Source organism: Streptomyces sp. NBC_00887, from assembly GCF_045207585.1.
In genome coordinates this window covers 5,852,078-5,874,518 of the sequence record NZ_CP108788.1, presented here as the reverse complement: position 1 = coordinate 5,874,518, position 22,441 = coordinate 5,852,078, and the positions used below count along the sequence as shown (strand labels likewise).

The 22,441-nt window shown below is 66.5% G+C and carries 17 protein-coding genes; 7 read left to right on the top strand and 10 right to left on the bottom strand.

Going from position 1 to position 22,441, the window contains the following annotated elements; genetic code table 11:
• Positions 1-8: 8 nt before the first annotated feature.
• The 5 genes from OG844_RS26870 to OG844_RS26850 all read left to right on the top strand — a co-directional run bounded on the left by OG844_RS26870 (position 9) and on the right by OG844_RS26850 (position 4,742).
• Positions 9-518 (top strand): R3H domain-containing nucleic acid-binding protein, encoded by a 510-nt coding sequence (locus OG844_RS26870; RefSeq protein WP_329209109.1) that lies wholly within the window; start codon positions 9-11, stop codon positions 516-518.
• Between the two features lie 108 nt (positions 519-626).
• Positions 627-1,343 (top strand): 16S rRNA (guanine(527)-N(7))-methyltransferase RsmG, encoded by a 717-nt coding sequence (rsmG, locus tag OG844_RS26865; protein WP_406393693.1) that lies wholly within the window; start codon positions 627-629, stop codon positions 1,341-1,343.
• A gap of 303 nt (positions 1,344-1,646) precedes the next feature.
• On the top strand, positions 1,647-2,723 hold the full coding sequence (locus tag OG844_RS26860) for a ParA family protein (RefSeq protein WP_406396271.1): 1,077 nt from the start codon (positions 1,647-1,649) through the stop codon (positions 2,721-2,723).
• On the top strand, positions 2,720-3,820 hold the full coding sequence (locus OG844_RS26855) for a ParB/RepB/Spo0J family partition protein (RefSeq protein WP_406393691.1): 1,101 nt from the start codon (positions 2,720-2,722) through the stop codon (positions 3,818-3,820). Before OG844_RS26860 ends, OG844_RS26855 begins: the two co-directional genes overlap by 4 nt.
• 304 nt (positions 3,821-4,124) lie before the next feature.
• On the top strand, positions 4,125-4,742 hold the full coding sequence (locus OG844_RS26850; RefSeq protein ID WP_406393689.1) for a GNAT family N-acetyltransferase: 618 nt from the start codon (positions 4,125-4,127) through the stop codon (positions 4,740-4,742).
• A gap of 119 nt (positions 4,743-4,861) precedes the next feature.
• Here OG844_RS26850 and trxA read toward each other — a convergent pair whose 3' ends face one another.
• The 7 genes from trxA to OG844_RS26815 all read right to left on the bottom strand — a co-directional run bounded on the left by trxA (position 4,862) and on the right by OG844_RS26815 (position 14,310).
• A complete protein-coding gene (trxA, locus tag OG844_RS26845; RefSeq protein WP_329209101.1) occupies positions 4,862-5,194 on the bottom strand; it encodes a thioredoxin in 333 nt (110 codons plus the stop codon).
• A gap of 48 nt (positions 5,195-5,242) precedes the next feature.
• Positions 5,243-6,214, bottom strand: a complete 972-nt coding sequence (gene trxB, locus OG844_RS26840; RefSeq protein ID WP_406393686.1) for a thioredoxin-disulfide reductase — start codon at positions 6,212-6,214, stop codon at positions 5,243-5,245.
• 126 nt (positions 6,215-6,340) lie between these two features.
• A complete protein-coding gene (locus tag OG844_RS26835) occupies positions 6,341-7,255 on the bottom strand; it encodes an anti-sigma factor family protein (protein ID WP_406393684.1) in 915 nt (304 codons plus the stop codon).
• Positions 7,252-7,947, bottom strand: coding sequence for an RNA polymerase sigma factor SigM (gene sigM / locus OG844_RS26830; RefSeq protein WP_406393682.1), 696 nt, complete (start codon positions 7,945-7,947; stop codon positions 7,252-7,254). Before sigM ends, OG844_RS26835 begins: the two co-directional genes overlap by 4 nt.
• A gap of 25 nt (positions 7,948-7,972) precedes the next feature.
• Positions 7,973-9,673 (bottom strand): serine/threonine protein kinase, encoded by a 1,701-nt coding sequence (locus OG844_RS26825; protein ID WP_406393680.1) that lies wholly within the window; start codon positions 9,671-9,673, stop codon positions 7,973-7,975.
• 130 nt (positions 9,674-9,803) lie between these two features.
• Positions 9,804-11,963, bottom strand: coding sequence for a murein biosynthesis integral membrane protein MurJ (murJ, locus tag OG844_RS26820; protein ID WP_406393678.1), 2,160 nt, complete (start codon positions 11,961-11,963; stop codon positions 9,804-9,806).
• 49 nt (positions 11,964-12,012) lie between these two features.
• Positions 12,013-14,310 carry a DUF6049 family protein gene (locus OG844_RS26815; protein WP_406393676.1) on the bottom strand — a complete coding sequence of 766 codons (2,298 nt, stop codon included), beginning with the start codon at positions 14,308-14,310 and terminating at the stop codon, positions 12,013-12,015.
• Between the two features lie 179 nt (positions 14,311-14,489).
• Between OG844_RS26815 and OG844_RS26810 the strand changes: the two genes are divergently transcribed.
• Positions 14,490-15,932 (top strand): CCA tRNA nucleotidyltransferase, encoded by a 1,443-nt coding sequence (locus tag OG844_RS26810; protein ID WP_383174791.1) that lies wholly within the window; start codon positions 14,490-14,492, stop codon positions 15,930-15,932.
• A gap of 101 nt (positions 15,933-16,033) precedes the next feature.
• Here OG844_RS26810 and OG844_RS26805 read toward each other — a convergent pair whose 3' ends face one another.
• The 3 genes from OG844_RS26805 to OG844_RS26795 form a co-directional block, all read right to left on the bottom strand.
• Positions 16,034-17,323 carry an MFS transporter gene (locus tag OG844_RS26805; RefSeq protein ID WP_406393674.1) on the bottom strand — a complete coding sequence of 430 codons (1,290 nt, stop codon included), beginning with the start codon at positions 17,321-17,323 and terminating at the stop codon, positions 16,034-16,036.
• A gap of 122 nt (positions 17,324-17,445) precedes the next feature.
• On the bottom strand, positions 17,446-18,528 hold the full coding sequence (locus tag OG844_RS26800; RefSeq protein WP_406393672.1) for an inositol-3-phosphate synthase: 1,083 nt from the start codon (positions 18,526-18,528) through the stop codon (positions 17,446-17,448).
• A 59-nt stretch (positions 18,529-18,587) separates the two neighbouring features.
• Positions 18,588-19,289: a helix-turn-helix transcriptional regulator gene (locus OG844_RS26795; protein ID WP_406393670.1), complete on the bottom strand. Its 702-nt coding sequence runs from the start codon at positions 19,287-19,289 to the stop codon at positions 18,588-18,590.
• Positions 19,290-19,676: 387 nt separating this feature from the next.
• Between OG844_RS26795 and OG844_RS26790 the strand changes: the two genes are divergently transcribed.
• Positions 19,677-22,367, top strand: a complete 2,691-nt coding sequence (locus OG844_RS26790) for a transglycosylase domain-containing protein (RefSeq protein ID WP_406393668.1) — start codon at positions 19,677-19,679, stop codon at positions 22,365-22,367.
• Positions 22,368-22,441 lie beyond the last annotated feature (74 nt).

Sequence of the window (22,441 nt, the reverse complement as noted above, 5' to 3'; positions counted from 1 at the left end):
GTCCATCCGTGACGGAAGGCACCACCACCACGGCCGCTGAGGGCAGCGACACTCTGACCCGCCTGGAGCAGGAAGGGGAGATCGCGGCCGACTATCTCGAAGGTCTGCTCGACATCGCCGACCTCGACGGCGACATCGACATGGATGTCGAGGCGGACCGGGCTGCGGTTTCGATCATCAGCGACTCGGCGCGCGAACTGCAGAAGCTTGTGGGCCGCGACGGTGAGGTGCTGGAGGCGCTTCAGGAGCTGACGCGCCTGGCTGTTCACCGGGAGACCGGTGACCGTAGCCGTCTGATGCTGGACATTGCCGGCTTCCGTGCCAAGAAGCGGGAAGTTCTTGCCGCTCTGGGTGCCAAGGCCGCAGATGAGGTCAAGAGCTCCGGTGAACCGGTGAAACTGGATCCGATGACGCCCTTCGAGCGCAAGGTCGTGCACGACGCGATCGCGGCCGCAGGTCTGCGCAGTGAGTCCGAGGGCGAGGAGCCGCAGCGCTTCGTCGTCGTACTCCCTGCCTGAGGGATCCTTGTACTGTCGGCCCCGTCTGTTCGCAGGCGGGGCCGATCTTTGTCAGCCTGATAGTCAGCCACCCACAGTGCGATAGTGCGGTACGGAAGGACGGTCCCCGTGACGGAGGCAGCAGAACTCCCTCAGGCGCCCATGGAGGCGCAGGCGGTATTCGGTGAGTTCCTCCCAGAGGCTGTCCGGTACGCGGAGCTGCTTGCGGACGCGGGGGTCAAGCGGGGTCTGATCGGGCCTCGCGAGGTTCCGCGTCTGTGGGAGCGCCACCTGCTGAACTGCGCGGTGCTCTCCGAGGTGGTTCCGGAGGGCGTCACGGTGTGCGACGTGGGGTCCGGGGCGGGGCTTCCCGGCATTCCGCTGGCTCTGGTGCGCCCTGATCTGAAGATCACGTTGCTCGAGCCGCTTCTGAGGCGGACCAACTTCCTTCAGGAGGTCGTCGAGCTGCTGCGCCTGGATCATGTGACGGTCGTCCGCGGCCGGGCCGAGGAAGTGCTCGGGACGCTGCAGCCTGTACATGTGGTGACCGCCCGAGCTGTGGCTCCCCTGGACCGCCTTGCCGGCTGGGGTGTGCCCCTGCTGCGTCCCTACGGGGAGATGCTGGCGCTCAAGGGAGGCACGGCCGAGGAGGAGATCCAGGGGGCTCGTGCTGCCCTGAGCAAGCTCGGCGTGGTGGAGACCGAGGTGTTGTATGCCGGTGAAGGCGTCGTTGATCCGTTGTCCACGGTGGTGCGTGTGGTCGTCGGGGAGAGCCCGGGCGGTGTGAGGTTCGCCGCAAAGCGGGCCAAGGCGGCGAGGGCGGGCAGGGTGCGTCGACGCCGCTGAACCGCGTCGGGACCATTGCCGCGACGGGCGGTTTAGGTCGGTTTTTGGCATGTGGGCTATTTATTGGTGATGCTCCGCGAAAGCAGTGATATGCGATTGCTGCGGAGTGTCGGGAGTCCGCTGCTGCGCTGCGCAGGCATCGTGTTTCACGTGAAACGTCGCTCTCTGCTGCAGGGAATTATCGACCGCGGTCGTGCGGCTGCCACACCGCGCGACCGCAAGCCCGTACGGGCTACCGAGTTGTCCACAGAAGTGGATTCATCCACAGAACAGTCGGCCTCGCTGGTTCACGACCCCGAAAGCATGGCAGGCTCTGTTCATTGCGAGCCTGAAGTCGAGGAGAGTGAATCCTTGCGGTCCGACGCCAACATCGCGGGACCGATGACCGATCCGGTCCCCGGTCCCCGAACCGAGTCCGCGGGGGATGGTGTTTCACGTGAAACACTGCCGCCCATGGACGACACACCCATCGGTCGTGCAGCCCAGCTGGCGGTCGAGGCCCTCGGCCGCGCCGGCGAGGGTCTGCCCCGCCCTGACCAGACGCGCGTCATGGTGGTTGCCAACCAGAAGGGCGGAGTGGGTAAGACGACCTCGACGGTCAACCTTGCTGCTTCGCTCGCGCTCCATGGCGCCCGTGTCCTGGTGGTGGACCTCGACCCGCAGGGCAATGCCTCCACGGCTCTGGGGATCGACCATCACGCCGAAGTTCCCTCCATCTATGACGTCCTGGTGGAGAGCATGCCGCTCTCCGAAGTGGTTCAGCCCGTCCCGGACGTCGAAGGTCTCTTCTGTGCCCCGGCCACCATCGATCTCGCCGGTGCGGAGATCGAGCTGGTGTCACTGGTGGCACGGGAGAGTCGACTGCAGCGGGCGATCCAGGCGTACGAGCAGCCGTTGGACTACATCCTCATCGACTGCCCGCCTTCGCTCGGGCTGCTGACGGTCAACGCGCTCGTTGCCGGAGCCGAGGTGCTCATTCCCATTCAGTGCGAGTACTACGCGCTGGAGGGCCTCGGGCAGTTGCTGCGAAATGTTGACCTCGTACGGGGGCACCTCAACCCGGATCTTCATGTGTCGACGATCCTGCTGACCATGTACGACGGCAGGACCAGGCTTGCCTCGCAGGTGGCGGAGGAGGTCCGTAGCCACTTCGGTAAGGAGGTGCTGCGGACGAGCATTCCGCGTTCGGTTCGCATCTCGGAAGCTCCGAGTTACGGGCAGACCGTGCTGACCTATGATCCGGGATCCAGTGGGTCCCTTTCCTATCTCGAGGCTGCCCGAGAGATCGCCTTGAGGGGCGTGGGGATGCATTACGAGGCCGAGCATGCCCATACGGGCAGCCAGAACAGCCAGCAGAGCAATTCGGAGGGCATGCGGTGAGTGAGCGTCGTAGAGGGTTGGGGCGTGGGCTCGGTGCTCTGATCCCCGCAGCTCCGCAGGAGAAGCAGGTGGCGTCTCCCGGGGGTGGGGCGGGTCAGGGAGGTGCGCTCCCGGTGATGACGGCCGAGCGGGGGGTGGCCGCGGCGAAGGTGACTGCGCTGCCTTCTGGCCCGATGGTGCCGGAGCCGAGTGGTCCGGTTTCGGAAGGGGAGACTGTTCCGGGGTCCGCTGCGTCTGCCGGTGCGTACTTCGCCGAAGTTCCTCTGGACTCGATCACGCCGAACCCGAGGCAGCCTCGTGAGGTATTCGACGAGGACGCTCTGGCCGAGCTGGTGACCTCCATCAAGGAGGTCGGTCTCCTGCAGCCCGTCGTCGTGCGTGCGGTGGCGGACGGCCGGTACGAGCTCATCATGGGCGAGCGTCGGTGGAGGGCCTGCGGTGAGGCGGGTCTGGAACGGATCCCGGCGATCGTCCGGGCCACCGACGACGAGAAGCTGCTCCTCGACGCGCTCCTGGAGAACCTTCACCGGGCTCAGCTGAACCCTTTGGAGGAGGCAGCGGCGTACGACCAGCTGCTGAAGGACTTCAAGTGCACGCACGACCAGCTCGCGGACCGGATCGGGCGGTCACGTCCGCAGGTGTCCAACACCCTGCGTCTGCTCCGTCTCTCGCCCCCGGTCCAGCGCCGGGTGGCCGCAGGTGTCATCTCGGCCGGGCATGCGCGGGCGCTTCTCTCGGTGGACGACTCCGATGAGCAGGACCGGTTGGCTCACCGGATCGTGGCTGAAGGGCTGTCGGTTCGTGCGGTCGAGGAGATCGTGAATCTCCTTGGTTCCGAGCCCACGAGTTCTGCCAAGCCGAAGGGGCCTCGTGCCGGCACGCGGCTCTCGCCGGCACTCACCGATCTGGCGTCGCGGCTCTCGGACCGTTTCGAGACGCGAGTGAAGGTCGACCTGGGCCAGAAGAAGGGGAAGATCGTCGTCGAGTTTGCCTCGATGGAGGATCTGGACCGCATTCTCGGCAGTCTCGCTCCTGGTGAGGGACGTGTGCTGGATCGGAATCTCTCCGAAGAGCCGGCAGAGAACGACGAGGGCTGAGTCCTGAAGAAGGCTTGAGGGGCAGTCTGTTTTCCGGAAGTTCTCGGAACCCAGACCGCCCCTTTGCTCGCTCTCGGTATCCGCATCACGTCTGGGTGGATACGATTCGTTCTGGTATGGCGTATCCACCGTGATCCACCTCAGAGGAGGCGGGGGCAGTGCGATCAGTGAATCGCAGCCACCTGGTGACAGTCGGGTTGGGGCTTGGTGCTGTCGGAGGGTTTGTCGGCAGCCTCTTCCAAGAACGGAGTGCGCTGGCAGCCGCACGTGATGCGGCGGGCGAAGAAAGTGAGGGACCGCCTTCATGGGGCGTCGGCTTGTACCGCTCACACTGGACAACCTTCCGGATCTCCCCAGGCGTTGCCGCTCGTGTGTCTTCTGGGAACTTGATCCGGTCAGCGGGGAAGCTGCGGTAAAGGCGGGAAAGCCTGAACTGGAAAAGGAAGCCTGGATCTCCGCCGTGCTGCTCGAGTGGGGTTCCTGCGGGCGGGTCGTCTACGTGGACGAAGTGCCGGTCGGCTTCGTTCTCTATGCGCCCCCTGCGTATGTCCCGGGGTCGATGGCGTTTCCGACCAGCCCTGTCTCCCCTGACGCGGCACAGCTCATGACTGCGTTGATCATGCCGGAATTCCAGGGCCAAGGGCTGGGTCGGGTCATGGTCCAGACGGTTGCCAAGGATCTGCTGCGACGGGGCTTCAAAGCGATCGAGGCCTTCGGCGATGCCCGCTGGAAGGAGCCCGCTTGTGTGCTGCCGGCGGAACACCTGCTCGCTGTCGGCTTCAAGACGGTGCGACCTCATCCGACGCATCCGCGGCTGAGGCTGGAGCTGCGTACGACGCTCTCCTGGAAGGAGGACGTCGAGTTGGCGCTGGACAGATTGCTGGGGGCGGTTCAGAAGGAGCCGGCTCTACGGCCGCTGTAACCGTGGTCGACTTCGGTCGGCAAGGGTGATGATCCCCGACGGATGTCGTGGAGTATGCAGAACGGGCCCACCCCGAAGGGTGGGCCCGTTTCACGTGAAACAAGTGCGGGTCGTTGGTACTACTCGCCGATGAAGCTTTCGAGGTCGCGAAGGATCGCGGCCTTCGGCTTGGCGCCGACGATGGTCTTGGCGACCTCGCCGCCCTGATAGACGTTGAGCGTCGGGATGGACATCACGCCGTACTTCGCTGCGGTGGCGGGGTTCTCGTCGATGTTGAGTTTGACGATCTCGATCTGGTCGCCGTGCTCAGCTGCGATGGCCTCCAGCGAAGGGGCGATCTGGCGGCACGGGCCGCACCAGGCAGCCCAGAAGTCCACCAGTACAGGCTTCTCGTTCTTCAGGACGTCTTCGTCGAAGGAGTCGTCGGTCACGTTCTTCAGGGCGCCGGCCACGGCGGCCTCCTTAACTTCGCGGGGTGTGGGGGTGAGGTGAGGCGTCGGTCAGACTGCGGGGGTCTTCTCCGGCTCGGCGAGCTTCTCGTCGGCCAGGGCCGAGAGGAAGCGCTCGGCGTCGAGAGCGGCGGCGCAGCCGGTCCCAGCGGCAGTGATGGCCTGTCGGTAGGTGTGGTCGACGACATCTCCCGCGCCGAAGACACCGGACAGGTTGGTGCGCGTGGAGGGTGCTTCGACCTTGAGGTAGCCCTCGTCGTCGAGGTCGAGCTGGCCCTTGAAGAGTTCCGTGCGCGGGTCATGGCCGACCGCGATGAACAGGCCGGTCACCGGGAGCTCGGACGTTTCGCCGGTCTTGGTGTTGCGCAGGGTCAGACCGGAGAGCTTCTGCTCGCCGTGAACCGTGGCGACCTCGCTGTCCCAGGCGAACTTGATCTTCGGGTCGGCGAAGGCGCGCTCCTGCATGGCCTTGGAGGCACGGAGGGTGTCGCGACGGTGAACGATCGTGACGGACTTCGCGAACCTGGAGAGGAAGGTCGCCTCCTCCATCGCGGTGTCGCCACCGCCGACCACGGCGATGTCCTGGTCCTTGAAGAAGAAGCCGTCGCAGGTGGCACACCAGGAGACGCCACGTCCGGAAAGCGCGTCCTCGTTGGGCAGACCGAGCTTGCGGTGCTGGGATCCTGTGGTGACGATGACTGCCTTGGCGCGGTGGACCGTGCCCGCGGTGTCGGTGACCGTCTTGACGTCGCCGGAGAGGTCGACGGAGATTACATCGTCGGGGATCAGCTCAGCGCCGAAGCGTTCGGCCTGGGCGCGCATGTTGTCCATGAGCTCGGGGCCCATGATGCCGTCCTGGAAGCCCGGGAAGTTCTCCACGTCGGTGGTGTTCATGAGTGCTCCGCCCGCAGTGACGGCACCCTCGAACACCAGCGGCTTCAGCGACGCGCGAGCGGTATACAGGGCGGCGGTGTAACCAGCCGGCCCAGAGCCGATGATGATCACATTACGGACGTCGCTCACGGGTTTCTTCCTCGTCTCTGCAGACTGCCACTGCCTACTGGGGTCGGTTCCACGACTCTCACCCCACCCAACGGATCCTACGGGGCATGCATTCCCGCTATGCCGGAGCAACTCCCGCCACGGCGCTCAGGGGCGTGCGTAGGAGTGAGTGAGCAGCAGCCGACCCTTTGAGGCAGGAGCGGTCCCGACGCACGCTGCGTCGACCACATAGGCCTGTACACGGCTCGAGTCGGTCGCGTGGGGCAGGACGACGAGAAACGCCGCCGTGCCCTGGTAGCTGCCCTGCTCCACCGCCAGCGCCGCGGCGTTACGGCCGGTGCCCCGCTGTACGCAGGCGGGAACGTCGACGACGGGCGTGCGCAGTGGATTCCTGGGCGTCCCGGTGTCGGGGGACATGTTCTGCGGGGATGACTTGGTGTCGACGGATGGCTTGGTCTCGCCGGTCTCTGCGGTCTTCGATCCATCCGCTTCGCTGAGAAGCTGGTGGACCTGGCCTTCGAGCGTGTCCATGGAGAAGTTCCGCCCGCTGTCCTCGGCGGCGCTGGATGCCCTGTCGGCGGAGTTCTGGGCCGGTTGGACCGACTGCAACAGGAAGGCGCCCATGCCGACGACTGCGGCTCCGAAGGCGGTTCCGAGAATGACCGTGCGGCGACGGCGACGCGCCGGACGCCGACCGGGGCCGGTGGCACCCCGGGGACGGCCTGACGGGCGGTCCACGACGGTGGGCTCCGCAGGCTGCTCGTATGTTTCACGTGAAACAGGACCGGTAGCTCCGGAAGACGCATCGGCTTGCGCGAGGCTTTCGGAGGCCAACGCCGCATCGATCCGGGCCGCAACGTCCTCGGGCATCTGCTGGTCGACGGGCAGGGTTCCGAGCAGCGAGCGGATCTCTTCCAGCGAGGCGTGGATGTCGCCGCACTGCGGGCACGCGTCGATGTGACGGCGGACATCTGCCGCGCGGGAGGGGGAGAGGAGCCCTTCGGTGAGGTCGGAAATCTCTTCGACGTCCGGGTGCTGAGCTGCTTCGGCTGTGGATGTCATGCGTGCCCACCTCCGCCCTTCACCGCGGCGGGATCGCTTGATCCCGCATCTCTTGGTCCCGACGCAGGTGGGACGGATGTCCCCTGCGTCCGGTTCCTTTCCATGACGTCGTCCCCGCTGTTGCTGCGTAGATGGGTGAGGAGAGGGAGCAGTCTTGCTCGTCCCCGCGCGCAGCGGCTCTTCACGGTGCCGGTCGGTACGTCGAGGATGCGAGCGGCCTCGGCGACGGGATAGGCCTGCATATCAACGAGCACGAGCGCCGCCCGTTGTTCTGTGGGGAGAGTGGACAGCGCTGCCAGGAGTTCGCGGTGAAGGTCCTGCCTTTCGGCTGGAGCTTCGGCAGATTCGTGCGGTTCCAGAAGCTGATCGAGCCGCTCCGCGTCATCGACCGGCGCCGTCTTGCGCGAGGCGGCCTTGCGCGCACGGTCGAGGCAAGCGTTCACGGTGATCCGGTGGAGCCAGGTCGTGACGGCCGACTGGCCGCGAAAGGTGTGGGCGGCCCGGAATGCGGAGATGAGGGCGTCCTGTACCGCGTCAGCAGCTTCCTCGCGGTCGCCGAGCGTGCGGAGCGCCACGGCCCAGAGCCGGTCACGGTGTCGTCGCACGAGCTCACCGAAGGCGTACGGTTCGCCTGCGACATGCTGCGCCAGGAGATCCTGGTCGCTGGTGTCGGCGAATCTGGCGTCGTTCAACGGTGAGCCCCCTCCCCTGATGCCGTCAGCTGGTGATCTTGATATCCGAGACCTTGCCCCTGTAGCGGCCGTCGTCACCCAGCGGCAGTTTGGTCAGCCAGACCAGAACGTACCGCGCCTGCACCGGCTTGTCGGGCTTGAGGGACACCTTTGTTCCGGATCCCTTCGCGGCCTCGGTGAAGCCACCGGGCAGCTGAGGAACGGACGATCCGTCTGCCGTTCTCAACTCGACCGAGGTGCTGCCACCGAGGAAGGACACGTCGACGGTTCCGACCTGCTGGACCTTACCCAGGTCGAGAACGACTCCGACACCCTCCTTCAGTTTCCCGAAGTCGGCGGTGTAGTAGCCGTCCGTGGACCAGTACGAGCCAGTGTCCTTGTCGTGGACGTTTCTTATGGTTGCGGGCTTCTCGGAGCCGTCCCCGCCGAGCGGATCGTAGTCCTGGGCGCCGGCGATGGTGACCGGCTTGCTGAGCTCGACGGTGTTGTTGTCGTCGCCCTCGTTCTCGGTGGTCTGTGTGTTGGCGGGCTCGTCGGAGTCCTTGCCTCGGTCGAGGACGGTTTCGGCCAGCTGCCAGCTTCCGAGGCCCAGTGCGGCGATGAGCAGCGCGGACACGGCCCATTTGAGCGCCTTGCCGGTACGACTCTGCAGCGGGGGTGGCGGCGCAGCGATGACGGGCTGCGTGACCTGGTTCGGATGCGCCGACGGGCGCCCGTACGTGCCTTGCTGGTAGGTGGTCCGCTGGTACTCGGGCGGCCCGGTGAATACGGGCTCCGGGGGAAGGATGCGCGGCATGGCCGCAACAGCCTTGGCGAGCTCGTCCGGTGTGGTGCACGGCTGTTCCTGGCGTGAGGCCGTGGCGCCGTCGTTGGCGAGCGCGCGCATGGCGAGCTCCGAGAGGCCGCGATGGACGCCGGCCCGTACCTGGTCCGGGGGAATCAGCCCCACGCCCTTGGGAAGCCCCGAGAGACCATAGGCATCGCTCTCGTAGGGCCAGCGGCGGGTCAGCGCGGCATAGAGCAGTGCGCCGATGGCCTCCGTGTCCGTGCGCAGCGGTTGGTCGGCGGAGATGCCTCGCAGGGCCGCGTTCACAGCGAGGCCACGGATCCGGTACTGCCCGGTCGAGCTGCGCAGCACCGCACCCGGGGTGAGCCGCAGGTGCGCGAGCCCTTCCCGGTGGGCGGCGGCCATGGCCTGGGAGACCTGGCTCACGAGTTGGTACGCGTCGTGGGCTTCCAGAGGTCCTGAAGCGAGCAGTGCCGTGAGTTCGGTGGCGTCAGGGAGCCACTCATGGACGACGTAGACGAGGTCGTCCTCTTCCACGGCGTCCAGGACCTGCACGAAGCGCGGGTCTCCCAGCAGCGCCGAGGAGCGGGCGGCAGCCAGCACCGAGCGTGCGCGGGGATGGTCGGCGGGGAGCAGATGGACGCCCACCGCGCGGCGAAGTTTCTCGTCGACGGCCCGCCAGCTGCTGAATCCGTCCAGACGGGTGACGCACTCTTCGAGCCGATAGCGCTTGGCGAGCTTGTGACCGCTGTGCAGATCGGGCGTCGCCGGAACGGTATCCGCTTTCTCCTGCCCGCCGTCCGCGCTCTTCGGGCCAGCGCCCGCCGTGTCCTCGGCTTGTTCCGTCCCGTCGGTCGTGGCCTCGTCCGCCTTGGCGGCCAGCGGCTCGTCGCCGCCGTTGTCGGCCACGTCGACAGCAGCCGTGCTACGTTCCGCCACCGTCGTTCCTGCCTCCCCATTCGTTGCGCGATGCCAGCCAGCACTGCACAGTCCCGCCAATTGTGCCCACACTCCGGCGCTATGCACGACACGCGGTGTCCGGCGATGGTTGTGCGGATCAGAGCCCTCTTTAGCGCCCGAGCCGTCCCCGGACCATGCCGACCATGCCGTTGAGCTCTTCAATGCGCATCTTTTTCGCAGCGACGAAGAAAATGCCCAGCAGGACGACGCTGCCGCAGACCAGGGCCACCACGGAGCCGCCGGCGCCGTCCCCGAGAGCCCCCAGAAGGGCGAAGCCCACTCCGCCGCCGACGATGGCCGCAGGGATCGCGGCCAGGCACAGACGGGCGTAGGTGCGCACGATGCGGGCGCCGTCGAGATCTCCTCCGAGCCGGTTGCGCAGTCGTCGCCAGGCGATGCCGACGCCGACGGCGTAAGCCAGGCCGTAGGAGGCGGCCATGCCGACGACTGCCCATTGGGCAGGAAGGACTACGTAGCAGAGGGCGGAAGCCGCGGCGTTGACCGCCGCGACGATGACCGTGTTGTAGAAAGGCGTGCGGGTGTCCTCGTACGCGTAGAAGCCGCGCAGTACGACGTACTGCACGGAGTACGGGATGAGTCCGAGGGCGAACGCCATCAGGATGAAGCCCATGGACCGCGCAGCCTCGGTGCCGCTGGATGCGTACAGCAGGGTGCACATGGGCAGACCGAGCGCGAGGAACGTGAAGGCGACGGGCACGATCGCTACGGCCGAGTTGCGCAGCCCCTGGGAGATGTCGTCGCGGACGGCCCCGGGATCGTTGTCATGGGCGGCGCGAGAGATACGCGGCAGCAGAGCGGCCATGACCGAGACGGTGATGATCGCCTGCGGCATGCCCCAGATGAGCTGGGCATTGGAGTAGGCGAGGAAGCCCGTGCCGTCCTTGTCGGCGAGGTTGCCCGCCGCAGTTGCCAGCTGGGTGACGACCAGAACGCCGGCCTGATTGGCCAGCACGAACAGGACGGTCCACTTGGCGAGCTTGATCGTTTTTCCGAGCCCGTGCCCCTTCCAGTCGAAGCGGGGGCGGAAGCGGAAGCCTGCCTCGCGGAGGTACGGAATCATGGCCAGGGCCTGGACGACGAGGCCGAGCAGCGTTCCGATGCCCAGCAGCCGGACGCCCTCCGGCGGGATCGTCTCGACGCCCATCAGGGATTCGCCGGACGTGCCGTAGACCCAGATGAAGAGGCCGAAGGTGAAGATCATGACGATGTTGTTGAGGACCGGGGTCCACATCATCGCGCCGAACTTGCCCCGGGCGTTGAGGATCTGGCCCATGACCACATGGACACCCATGAAGAAGATGGTCGGCAGGCAGTAGCGGGCGAAGGTCACGGCAACGTTGTTTGCCGCCGGTTCGTTCGCGATGGTGCTCGACATCAGGTGGATCAGCTGGGGAGCGGCGAATACCGCCACCAGGACAATCAGGCCCAATGCCACCATGACCAGTGTCAGCAGGCGGTTGGCATAAGCCTCGCCGCCGTCCTCGTCGTCCTTCATGGACCGGACGAGCTGGGGTACGAAGACCGAGTTGAGGCCCCCGCCGACGGTGAGGATGTAGATCATCGTCGGCAGGGTGTACGCGATGGTGAAGCTGTCGCCGAGCATTGCCGCACCGAGCGCGGCGGTGATCACCAGACTGCGTACGAAGCCGGTGAGCCTGGAAACCAGGGTGCCGGCCGCCATCAGCGCGCTGGACTTCAGTATCCCGGAGGCACGGCCGCCGGATTTCGGCGGGACGGGAGCCGGAGCGGCCTCCGGCTCGGCTGCGGGGCCCTGGGGCCGTCCGGATCCCTCCTGGTCGCGGAAGAGATGCGCGAAGGCGTCCGGCTCCTCGCGGCCGTCGGATGCCTGTGTCACCAGGTCGTCCACTCCTACGTACTGGGTGGTCGCCGCGTTGTCTCCGTACGGCAGGTGCCGCGAAGGACCTGCAGGCTCCGGTGGCGGAGTCTGGGCCCAGATGCGGGGGTCGGGGGCGTACTGAGCCGAGGGAGGCTGCTGGTAGAGCGGGTGCGGCTCCTGGTAGGTGCCAGGGGGCGGCGGAGGGTGGGCAGCGCGGTCGTAGAGGGCTTCGGCCACCGGATCCTGGGCGGCGAGGTCCTGAGACCGGTAGGGATCGTGGTCGTAGGCATGCTGCAGGTAGGGGTCCGGTGTGCCCCCGTCCTGACCTGCGTCCGACGGCACCGGCGGCCCGCCGGATGATCCAGCTCCGCCCGCGCCCTGGGCGCGGTCACCGTCGTACGGCGCGTTCATCGAAACCCCACCTCATCGTCCCCGGCCGACCGGCCCCGACAGACATCGCTCAACGGTCCACTTTCTCACCCGTTCCCGACGGGTCCCCGCTTTCCGGACCGGTGTCCGGGGTCGGGTCACTCGGCTGCTCGGGTTCGCCGCCGCCGTTCCCCGCTGCGCCGTTCGCGACGGCGCGCTTGCGGTGCGTGTACATCCTGATACCTGCCAGGACGAGCAGGAGCAGTCCGCCGGCGATCACGAGGAGTACCGTCGGTGTGACTTCGGAGACCTTCACGGTGAAGGTCATCTCCTCGCCGTACGGTGTGTTGTCCTTGGTGAAGAGCCGTGCGGTGACCTGTGCCTGTCCGTTGGCATTGGCCGATGCGTCGAATTTCACGGACTGGCTGTGCCCGCCCGCGATCTTGATCGGCTGCTCGGCCACAGCTGCGCCGTCATTGAGCTTGAGCCGTGTCGAGTTGCCCGACGTCAGGCGGAGCACGAGGTTGTCCACACCCTGCACGAGCTTGTTCTGCACGGTGACAGGGATCGTTGCGCTGCGGCCCGACAGGGTGACGTCGGACTTCGCGATGAGCTGCACTTCGTTGGTGAGGCTCTGCAGGTAGGTGCGGACCGCGTCACGGTACTGCTGCGCTTCCAGAGGCCTGCCGCGCCACGATGTGGAGACGGAGCGGTTGATCGCGTTGCCGAAGGGTGTCACCACCCGGTCGGGCGCCGTGAGGATGACCTGGAAGCTGTTCAGCGAGTCCTGTGTCGTCCTGATGTCCTGGAAAGCCTGGGTGGGCAGCTCCTGGCTGCGGAGCTTCTTCGGGTACTGGGAGGCCCTCGGCACCTTCGTGGTGGCCTGGGTGTCGGGCTTCTCCTCGGCCGCCGCCACCAGGTCGACGGGCTGCGTCCAGTGCTCGTCCGAGAGGGCGCGCAGGGCAGCGGCCATGGCTTGTGCCTGCGTCGCCGTGGGCGTCCGCTGCGGTGCGACGACGATGCTGCGCGGTTTGTTCGGGGCCTGCTCGGTCAGCGCGAGTGTGTGGGCCAGGAACTTCTGCACAGCGAGCGTCGAGTCACCGGCCCTGGCCATGCTGTCCCTGAAGGCGGTGGACAGCCGGTAGTCGGCAACGACCGCGGTGGTGCCGCCCCCGATCGGCCGGGCGGCTGTCGGCGTGTACGGCAGACCGCCGGTTTCCTCGAGGCTGTCGCTGCGGGCGATCACCTTGTGGGCGCCGGCAGAGGTGGCGACGTCGACGATCGAGGGATCGATCGCACCGTCCACCGGCCAGGCGAAGTCGGTGGACGGTTTCACGTGGAGGATGGTCTCGACCGTGGGTCCCGCTACTTCGGTTGCCGTCTGCAGGTGGCTGAGCGTGCCCGAGACGTTCTTGCCGCGGTGGGCGATGGAGGCAAGGTCGGGGTCGGCGAACGGCAGGGCCACTACCTTGCCGTCCTTGACGGCCGCTTCCAGTGCGGTGAGCCACTGCTTGGCGATGGCCTGATTCGTCCCCGCGACGGTGGTGTCTCCGACCCTGACGCGATAGTTCCTTGTCATCGCGTCGACGGAGGCCAGCAGGTCCGGGTCGATCACCCAGGTCACCGGAAGCTGACTGCCCAGCGACACCAGCTGCTCCAGTCGGCCACCGGGAGCGAGCTCCTGGGCGAGTTTGTTGTTGGCGAAGACAGGGGTCTGCTGTTCGTCGGAGCCCGTCTCGGCGGTGACGTGTGCCGAGGCGATCAGCGGCCAGAGGAAGGTCAGGTCGGTCTTGTTGTCGGCGTCCTCGGGCTGCCAGGGCAGGAAGGTCCGCTGAATGCCGAGCACCTGGTCGTAGCCCGCATCGGCAGTCCGGCCCGTGACGGAGACGCCGAGCTGATAGACGCCTTCCGCGTCGAGGCCCAGCTTGTCGACGGGAACAGCGAGGGTGAAGTCCTGGCTGACGCCGGAAGCAAGCCTCGGGATCTTCAGCGTGTACTTACCGCCGAGCCTGGCCGGGTCGCTGCCCGGTAGGTATCCCGTGCGCTTGGTGGCGTCATCGATTGCGGACCGGCCGGAGAGCGTCGGCCCCACGCGGAGGTCGACCTCGGCTTCGGTGACCGCTTTCTTGCCCTTGTTGGTCAGGGTGCCGGAAACCGTGAGGGTGTCCCCCTCGACCGGTGCGCTGGGGCTGAGCGTGTCCAGAGACACATCGATGGTGCGTGAGCCTGTCGGGGCCTTGGCGATCCCCTCGGCCTGCGCTGCGGGCGCTGCCGGACCCGTCAGGAGCCCGGCGAGCAACGGCGCCCCGACGATCAAGGAGGCTGTGCGCCGGAGCCACCGGCGGGCAGGGGAGGGATTTGTCCCCTGGATGTCTGCCGCCTCGGCCACGCGTACCCGTCCCTCTTAGTCGTCAGCTGGTGTCGGTCTTGCCGGTCTCTGCGTCCCCGCATGGTAACGATGTGCCCGATGGCTGAGTGCCGGGGACTGCGCCACATGATCGGAGAGTCTCGCAGGGCCCTCGTAAACGATGACGCCGGGGCCGGTCGGTGCACGTACCCTTTTCTGTTGTGCCGAACGCCAACGAAGACAGCCCCAGTGCACTGAGCCAGGTGCAGCACCGCGCAGTGAGTGAACTGCTGCGGGTGTCCCCGGTCGCCGACGACCTCGCCCGCCGATTCCAGGAAGCCGGATTCGGCCTCGCCCTGGTCGGAGGGTCGGTCCGCGATGCATTGCTCGGCCGGCTCGGGAACGATCTGGACTTCACGACCGATGCCCGGCCGGAGGACGTACTCAAGATTGTCCGTCCGTGGGCAGACTCCGTGTGGGAGGTCGGAATCGCGTTCGGCACGGTCGGATCGCAGAAGGACGGCTACCAGATCGAGGTCACGACGTATCGGTCGGAGGCGTACGACAGGACTTCCCGCAAGCCCGAGGTCTCCTACGGCGACTCCATCGAGGAAGACCTCGTGCGACGTGACTTCACGGTCAACGCCATGGCTGTCGCTCTGCCGCAGAAGGAGTTCATCGACCCCCACGGAGGTCTCGATGATCTGGCCGAGCGCGTGCTGCGCACACCGGGCACCCCTGAGGCCTCTTTCTCCGATGATCCGCTGCGGATGCTGCGTGCCGCTCGCTTTGCCGCGCAGCTGGACTTCGAGGTCGCCCCTGAGGTCGTCACGGCGATGACCGACATGGCCGGACGTATTGAGATCGTCTCGGCCGAGCGGGTCCGTGAGGAGCTCAACAAGTTGCTGCTGTCCGGGCACCCCCGCAAAGGGCTGGGGCTGCTGGTGGATACCGGTCTGGCGGACCGGGTGCTTCCCGAGCTCCCCGCCCTGCGACTGGAAAGTGATGAGCATCACCGTCACAAGGACGTCTACGAGCACTCCCTGACCGTCCTGGAACAGGCCATCGATCTGGAGGAGGACGGGCCGGATCTCGTGCTCCGGCTCGCGGCCCTGCTCCACGACGTCGGCAAGCCGAGGACGCGGCGCTTCGAGAAGGACGGCCGTGTCTCCTTCCACCACCACGAGGTGGTGGGCGCCAAGATGGCGAAAAAGCGGATGACCGAGCTGAAGTACTCCAACGACATGGTCAAGGACGTGTCGAAGCTCGTGGAGCTGCATCTGCGCTTCCACGGCTACGGCGACGGTGAGTGGACCGATTCCGCCGTGCGCAGGTACGTGCGGGATGCGGGACCGCTCTTGGACCGGTTGCACAAGCTGACCCGCTCGGACTGCACGACGCGCAACAAGCGCAAAGCCAATGCGCTGTCGCGAACTTATGACGGGCTCGAGGCGCGCATTGAGGAGCTGCAGAGCCAGGAGGAGCTGGACGCGATCCGGCCCGACCTGGACGGCAACGAGATCATGCAGATCCTTGGGGTCGCACCCGGGCCTGTGATCGGTAAGGCCTATGCATTCCTGCTCGAGTTGCGGCTGGAGAACGGGCCGATGGAACACGATGCTGCCGTCGCAGCCCTCAAGGAGTGGTGGGCCGCTCAGGACTGATGCCGGGTGGGCGTCATGTTTCACGTGAAACACGACGCGCGATTCGGGAGCGGGATCCAGTGAGGGCGTTGTTTCACGTGGTTTCACGTGAAACAACGCCCTCACTCTTTGAGGCGGGCGCGCTGGAGCGCCAGGCTGACGTGCCGCCGGCGGAACATCGCTACTGAGACCAGGGCGTAGAGCACGGCCACGACGATCACTACGACAACGGACCGACCATCAGCCGGAAGCGCGAGGGCGGACAGTGCCGCGGCAGCGACGAAGGCAACGTTGAACAGCACGTCGTAGAGCGAGAAGATCCTGCCGCGGAATGAATCGTCGACCGACGTCTGGACTTCGGTGTCCGTTGCGATCTTTGTTCCCTGTGTCACGAGTCCGAGGACGAACGCTGCCGCCAGCATGGGAGTGGGTGCGAACGACAACCCCAGCGCCGGCTCCAGGAGGGCTGCCGTACCCGCGCACACCGCCATCCAGCCGTACCGGCCGAGGCGCCCCACGGCCCACGGTGTGATCGCCGCGGCCACGAAGTACCCCGCAGCGGAGGCTCCCAGCGCGAAGCCGAGCAGCGTCAGTCCGTCGGACTCGCTGTCGGACCACGCGTAGCGGCACAGCATCAGCACCATCACCGTCAGGGCCCCGTAGCAGAAGCGGATCACCGTTATGGCGGCCAGAGCCCGTGCGGCGTCCTTCCGCTCGGCCAGATGGCGCAACCCGGAGACGAGGCCACGTGCGGTCGTGGTGAGCGCTTCCCGTAGCCGCACGTGGTGCAGGTCCTCATCCGGACCCAGGAGGCCTCGGGGCAGGGTCAGGGAGGTCAGGGCCGAGAGGAGGTAGAGGATCGCCCCCAGCATGACCACGGCGGCGTCGGACCCGTCTGTCAGGACTTGCATGGCCAGGGCGAGCCCTCCACCGGCCGTCGCGGCCAGCGTTCCGGCCGTCGGGGAGAGGGAGTTGGCGACGACGAGCCGGTCGGTGTCTACCACGCGTGGGAGAGCCGCTGACAGCCCGGCCAGGACGAAGCGGTTGACCGCGGTGACGCAGAGGGCGGAAGCGTAGAACGCCCACGCGGGTACGGAGCTCAGGAGCAGCAGGGCTGTGCAGCAGGCGAGGGCGGCCCGCAGCAGATTTCCGTACAGGAACACCTGTCGGCGCGGCCAGCGGTCCAGCAGGACGCCGGCGAACGGGCCGATCAAGGAGTACGGCAGCAGCAGCACAGCCATGGCGGACGCGATGGCGCCCGGCGTTGTCTGACCCTCCGGGGAGAAGACGACGTACGTGGCGAGCGCGACCTGGTAGACGCCGTCAGCCGACTGCGAGAGAAGCCGCACGGCGAGAAGGTGACGGAAGTTCCGAAAGCGCAGGAGTATGCGTAGATCACGCACGACAGGCATGTGGGCAAGGGTCACACACGTTGGGGGTCCCCGGGCGGATTGCCCGGGGACCCCCAACGTGTGGAGGGGACGGAGCGTTTCCGCTCGTCACCCTGGTGAGGCTGCAGCCGTGGTCGGCCGGATCAGCGCTCGATGTCGCCGCTGATGAACTTCTCGACGTTCTCGCGGGCCTCGTCGTCGAAGTACTGGACCGGCGGGGACTTCATGAAGTACGAGGAAGCCGAGAGGATCGGGCCACCGATGCCGCGGTCCAGGGCGATCTTCGCTGCGCGCACGGCGTCGATGATGACACCGGCGGAGTTCGGGGAGTCCCAGACCTCGAGCTTGTACTCCAGGTTCAGCGGAACGTCACCGAAGGCACGACCCTCGAGGCGCACGTACGCCCACTTGCGGTCGTCCAGCCAAGCCACGTAGTCCGAGGGGCCGATGTGGACGTTGTCCGCACCGAGCTCGCGGTCACGGATCTGCGAGGTGACGGCCTGCGTCTTCGAGATCTTCTTGGACTCGAGGCGCTCACGCTCGAGCATGTTCTTGAAGTCCATGTTGCCGCCGACGTTCAGCTGCATCGTGCGGTCCAGGACGACGCCCCGGTCCTCGAACAGCTTCGCCATCACGCGGTGCGTGATGGTGGCGCCGACCTGGGACTTGATGTCGTCGCCGACGATCGGGACACCGGCCTCGGTGAACTTGTCCGCCCACTCCTTGGTGCCGGCGATGAACACCGGGAGAGCGTTGACGAACGCGACCTTGGCGTCGATGGCGCACTGCGCGTAGAACTTCGCAGCAACCTCGGAACCGACGGGCAGGTAGCAGACGAGGACGTCGACCTGCTTGTCCTTGAGGATCTGGACGATGTCGACCGGGGCCTCGGCGGACTCCTCGATCGTCTCGCGGTAGTACTTGCCCAGACCGTCGTGGGTGTGGCCACGCTGAACCGTCACGCCGGTGTTCGGCACGTCGGCGATCTTGATGGTGTTGTTCTCGCTGGCGCCGATGGCGTCCGCGAGGTCGAGGCCGACCTTCTTCGTGTCGACGTCGAAGGCGGCGACGAACTCGACGTCGCTCACGTGGTACTCGCCGAACTGAACGTGCATCAGGCCGGGCACCTTGCCGGCCGGATCGGCGTCCTTGTAGTACTCGACGCCCTGCACCAGCGAGGCGGCGCAGTTGCCCACGCCGACGATGGCTACGCGAACCGAACCCATGCCGATTGCTCCCTGTGTTCTCGGTGTTCCCCGTGGAACCTTGCGGATCTGCGGAGGCTTCACTTGGTGTCGTCGGACGGATCCGGCCGGGTGTTGTCCCGGTGCCGGGGCAGGCCGCCCGTCTCTCCTGATGTGTCGTGCTGAGCGGAGCCCTCGGGCGAGGATCGTCGCTGATCCCGTCCCGACCGCTCGCTCTCGATGAGCTCGTTCAGCCAGCGCACTTCGCGCTCCACGGATTCCATGCCGTGTCGCTGCAGCTCAAGTGTGTAGTCGTCGAGTCGTTCGCGGGTGCGGGCAAGGGAGGCGCGCATCTTCTCGAGGCGTTCCTCGAGCCTGCTGCGGCGTCCTTCGAGCACGCGCATCCGTACATCGCGCTCCGTCTGTCCGAAGAAGGCGAAGCGAGCGGCGAAGTGCTCGTCCTCCCACGAGTCCGGGCCGGTGTGCGAGAGCAGCTCCTCGAAGTGCTCCTTACCTTCTGCCGTCAACCGGTAGACGATTTTGGCGCGGCGACCCGTGAGCGAGGACGTGGGAGCGACCCCACGGCCGGCGACCGGCGGAAGATCCGGAGTGGTTCCCGGCTCCTCGATCAACCAGCCGCTGGCAACCAGCGTCTTGAGGCAGGGGTAGAGCGTGCCGTAGCTGAAGGCGCGGAAGACACCCAACGACGTGTTGAGGCGCTTGCGCAGCTCGTACCCGTGCATCGGGGACTCGCGGAGCAGGCCGAGTACGGCGAATTCGAGGATGCCTGAGCGTCTGCTCACCTTCGCCTCCTCCTTCTCCGAGTGCTCCCGCGGAGCCCTTGGGCCCACCTTATGCCGTGCTGATGTATCGACTCGATACATCAGCACGATAGATCGGCGCGTGGTGTTCGACAAGGGGAGGGTTCGTGAGCGGCGTCACATCGACAATTCCTAGGGAGTGACTTGCGTTATTTGGGGTGAAGTTCGGCTCTAGGGGGTTTTTGACCCTGCGTAGTCTGTGCGGCATGCAGACCACCGGGAACCGTGTGACGCCGCCATGCGTCAGTCATCGCGGACTGCCGGATGTACTGCGGATGAGCCTTCCGCAGGGCTCGTCCGTAATTCGGGGGGACCGGATCTCAACTGCCGCTTCCAGGCGCTCTTGCCTGCCCGAGGAGTAGTCGTTCGATGAGCGAGCACCGTCGCAAAACGCCGCAACCGCAAGGTGGAGGGCGTGCCGCGGCCAGACGAGCCGCCCAACAGCCTGCCGGACGCCGCACGGAGTCGTCACGCAGAGCAACTTCAGCATCACCTTCCGACGCCTACGGCGAGGAAGCCTCCTACGGTGGCCGGGCCGAGGCCCGTCGCGCCGCCCAGCGTGGCGGCGGTGGGAGACGACGTGAAGCCGGCGACACCGGTGGTCACGAAGGCCGTGGCCGGGGCCGGGCCGACGCCCGTTCCGGCAAGAAGCGCCTCATCGACTACCCGCGGGCCGGAAAGTACGGCGCACGCCGCTGGGTGCCGTCGTGGAAGCTCGTCTCCGGCCTGTGCCTGAGCTTCCTCGGCCTCATGATGGGCGCGGCCGGCATCGCGTACGCGCTGGTGGTACCGCCGAACATGCAAGCCACCGCCACGGCGCAGAACAACGTCTACTACTGGGACGACGAAACCCCGATGGTCGCCACAGGCGGTTCCGTCAACCGCCAGTCGATCGGTTACGCGCAGATCCCCGTGGCGATGCGTAACGCCGTCATCTCCGCGGAGAACAAGTCGTTCGAGACGGACAGGGGCATCGACCCCATGGGTATCGGACGCGCTGTCTACAACATGGCCCGGGGAGGCGAGACCCAGGGCGGATCGACGATCACCCAGCAGTACGTGAAGAACTCCATGCTCTCTCAGGACCAGACCCTGAGCCGGAAGGTCAAGGAACTCTTCATCACGCTCAAGGTCGGCGAGACGGAGAGCAAGAAGAAGGTCATGGAGGGGTACCTCAACGTCTCCTACTACGGCCGGGGTGCGTCGGGGCTCCAGGCGGCGGCACGCGCGTACTACGACAAGGACGCCACGGATCTGGACCCGAGCGAATGCGCCTTCCTGGCGACCCTGCTCAAGGGGGCCACCTACTTCGACCCGGAGGGTGCTCCCGATATCGACCCGGAGCAGGCCACCAAGGCGAAGAACACCGAGCGCGCGATTCTGCGCTGGAAGTGGATCCTCGACGAGGAGGTCAAGGACGGCCGGATGAGTAAGGCGGAACGTGCCAAGTACACGACGTTCCCCATGCCGAACAAGCCGAGGAAGGACGCGAAGCTGGGCGGCCAGACGGGTTACCTGGTGGACCTCGCAACGAAGTACTTCCTCGCGAACAACGACCGGGGCATCACCGAGCGGCAGCTGGCGCAGGGTGGGTACGAGATCCACACGACCTTCAACCAGAAGAAGGTCAAGCAGCTCGAGAAGTCGATCAAGAAGGTGTACGCCGACAAGATCGACGAGAAGGCGCGTCCGGAGCTGGACTCGCACGTCCAGTTCGGCGGCGCGTCGGTGGACACCAAGACGGGTGCGATCGTCGCCACCTATGGCGGTCAGGACGCGACGAAGCACTACACCAACAACGCCGATGTGACGGGTGCTCAGGTCGGTTCGACGTTCAAGCCGTTCGTTCTGGCAGCGGCGATGGAGTACGGGAAGCGTGACCCGGAACTCAGTGCTGAACAGAGTGCCTCGGAACGCACTCCGGTTTCGCCCAAGAGCGTCTACAACGGCGACAACAAGCTGAAGATCAAGAAGTACAACGGCGAGATCTGGCGGAACGCGAAGGGCGGTGAGTGGCTCCAGACCAACGACGGACAGCACAACTACGGCCCCATCGACCTGCGAACCGCCATGCAGGAGTCCGCCAACTCCCCCTATGTGCAGCTCGGCATGGATGTCGGCACGGACAAGGTGAAGGAGGCCGCGCTCGCCGCGGGGCTGCGTGACGACGACTACATGGCGGACGCGAAGGTCCCCTCGTACTCCATTGGCACGTCCTCCCCGAGCGCCATCCGGATGGCCGGCGCGTACGCCACCTTCGCCACCAGTGGCCAGCAGCGCGATCCCTTCTCGGTCACCGAGGTCAAGCTCAAGGGCGAGGTCATCTACCAGCACGAGACGGTGTCCAAGCCGGCCTTCCCCAGCATCGTCGCCGACAACGTCACCGACGTCCTGAAGAACGTCGTCGAGAAGGGGACGGGAACACCTGCCCAGCTCCCCGGCCGGGACGTGGCAGGGAAGACGGGAACCACGGACGGCAACAAGTCGGCCTGGTTCGTCGGCTACACCCCGCAGCTGTCGACCGCGGTGAGCATGTTCCGGATGGACGACGACGAGAAGAACAAGAACCGCGAGTTCCTGAAGATGTTCGGCACGGGCGGTGAGGAGAAGATCCACGGCGCCTCGTTCCCCGCGCAGATCTGGCACGACTACATGGCAGTGGCGATGGAGGGCGAAGAGGTCAAGAACTTCCCCGAGCCGCAGCCGTACGGCGAGACGCTCTACGGCGGCGGTGCCCCGAGTCCCTCGCCGACGCCCAGCCCGACGCCTTCGCAGACGCCGTCCAGTGAACCGTCGACGGAGCCGTCGCCCACCCCGTCCTCGCCGTCCCCCACACCCAGCAAGTCGTGCGGAACGTTCGACTGGGACTGCAACAACGGTGGCACCGACACCGGCACCACCGATGGCGGGGACAACACGGGAACGACCGACGGCAGTGCCAATACCGGTACGACCGACGGCGGGACCGATACCGGTACGACCGACGGAACGACGGACGGTACGAACGGCAACGGGAACGGGAACAACGCGGCCGGCGGGTTCTTCGGCGGCGGCGGATAGCGCCCACCGCTCGCCGGACCCCCGACGAGTGACCGTCGGAGAAGCGTGACGAGGGCCGCCCGCACCTGCCAGGT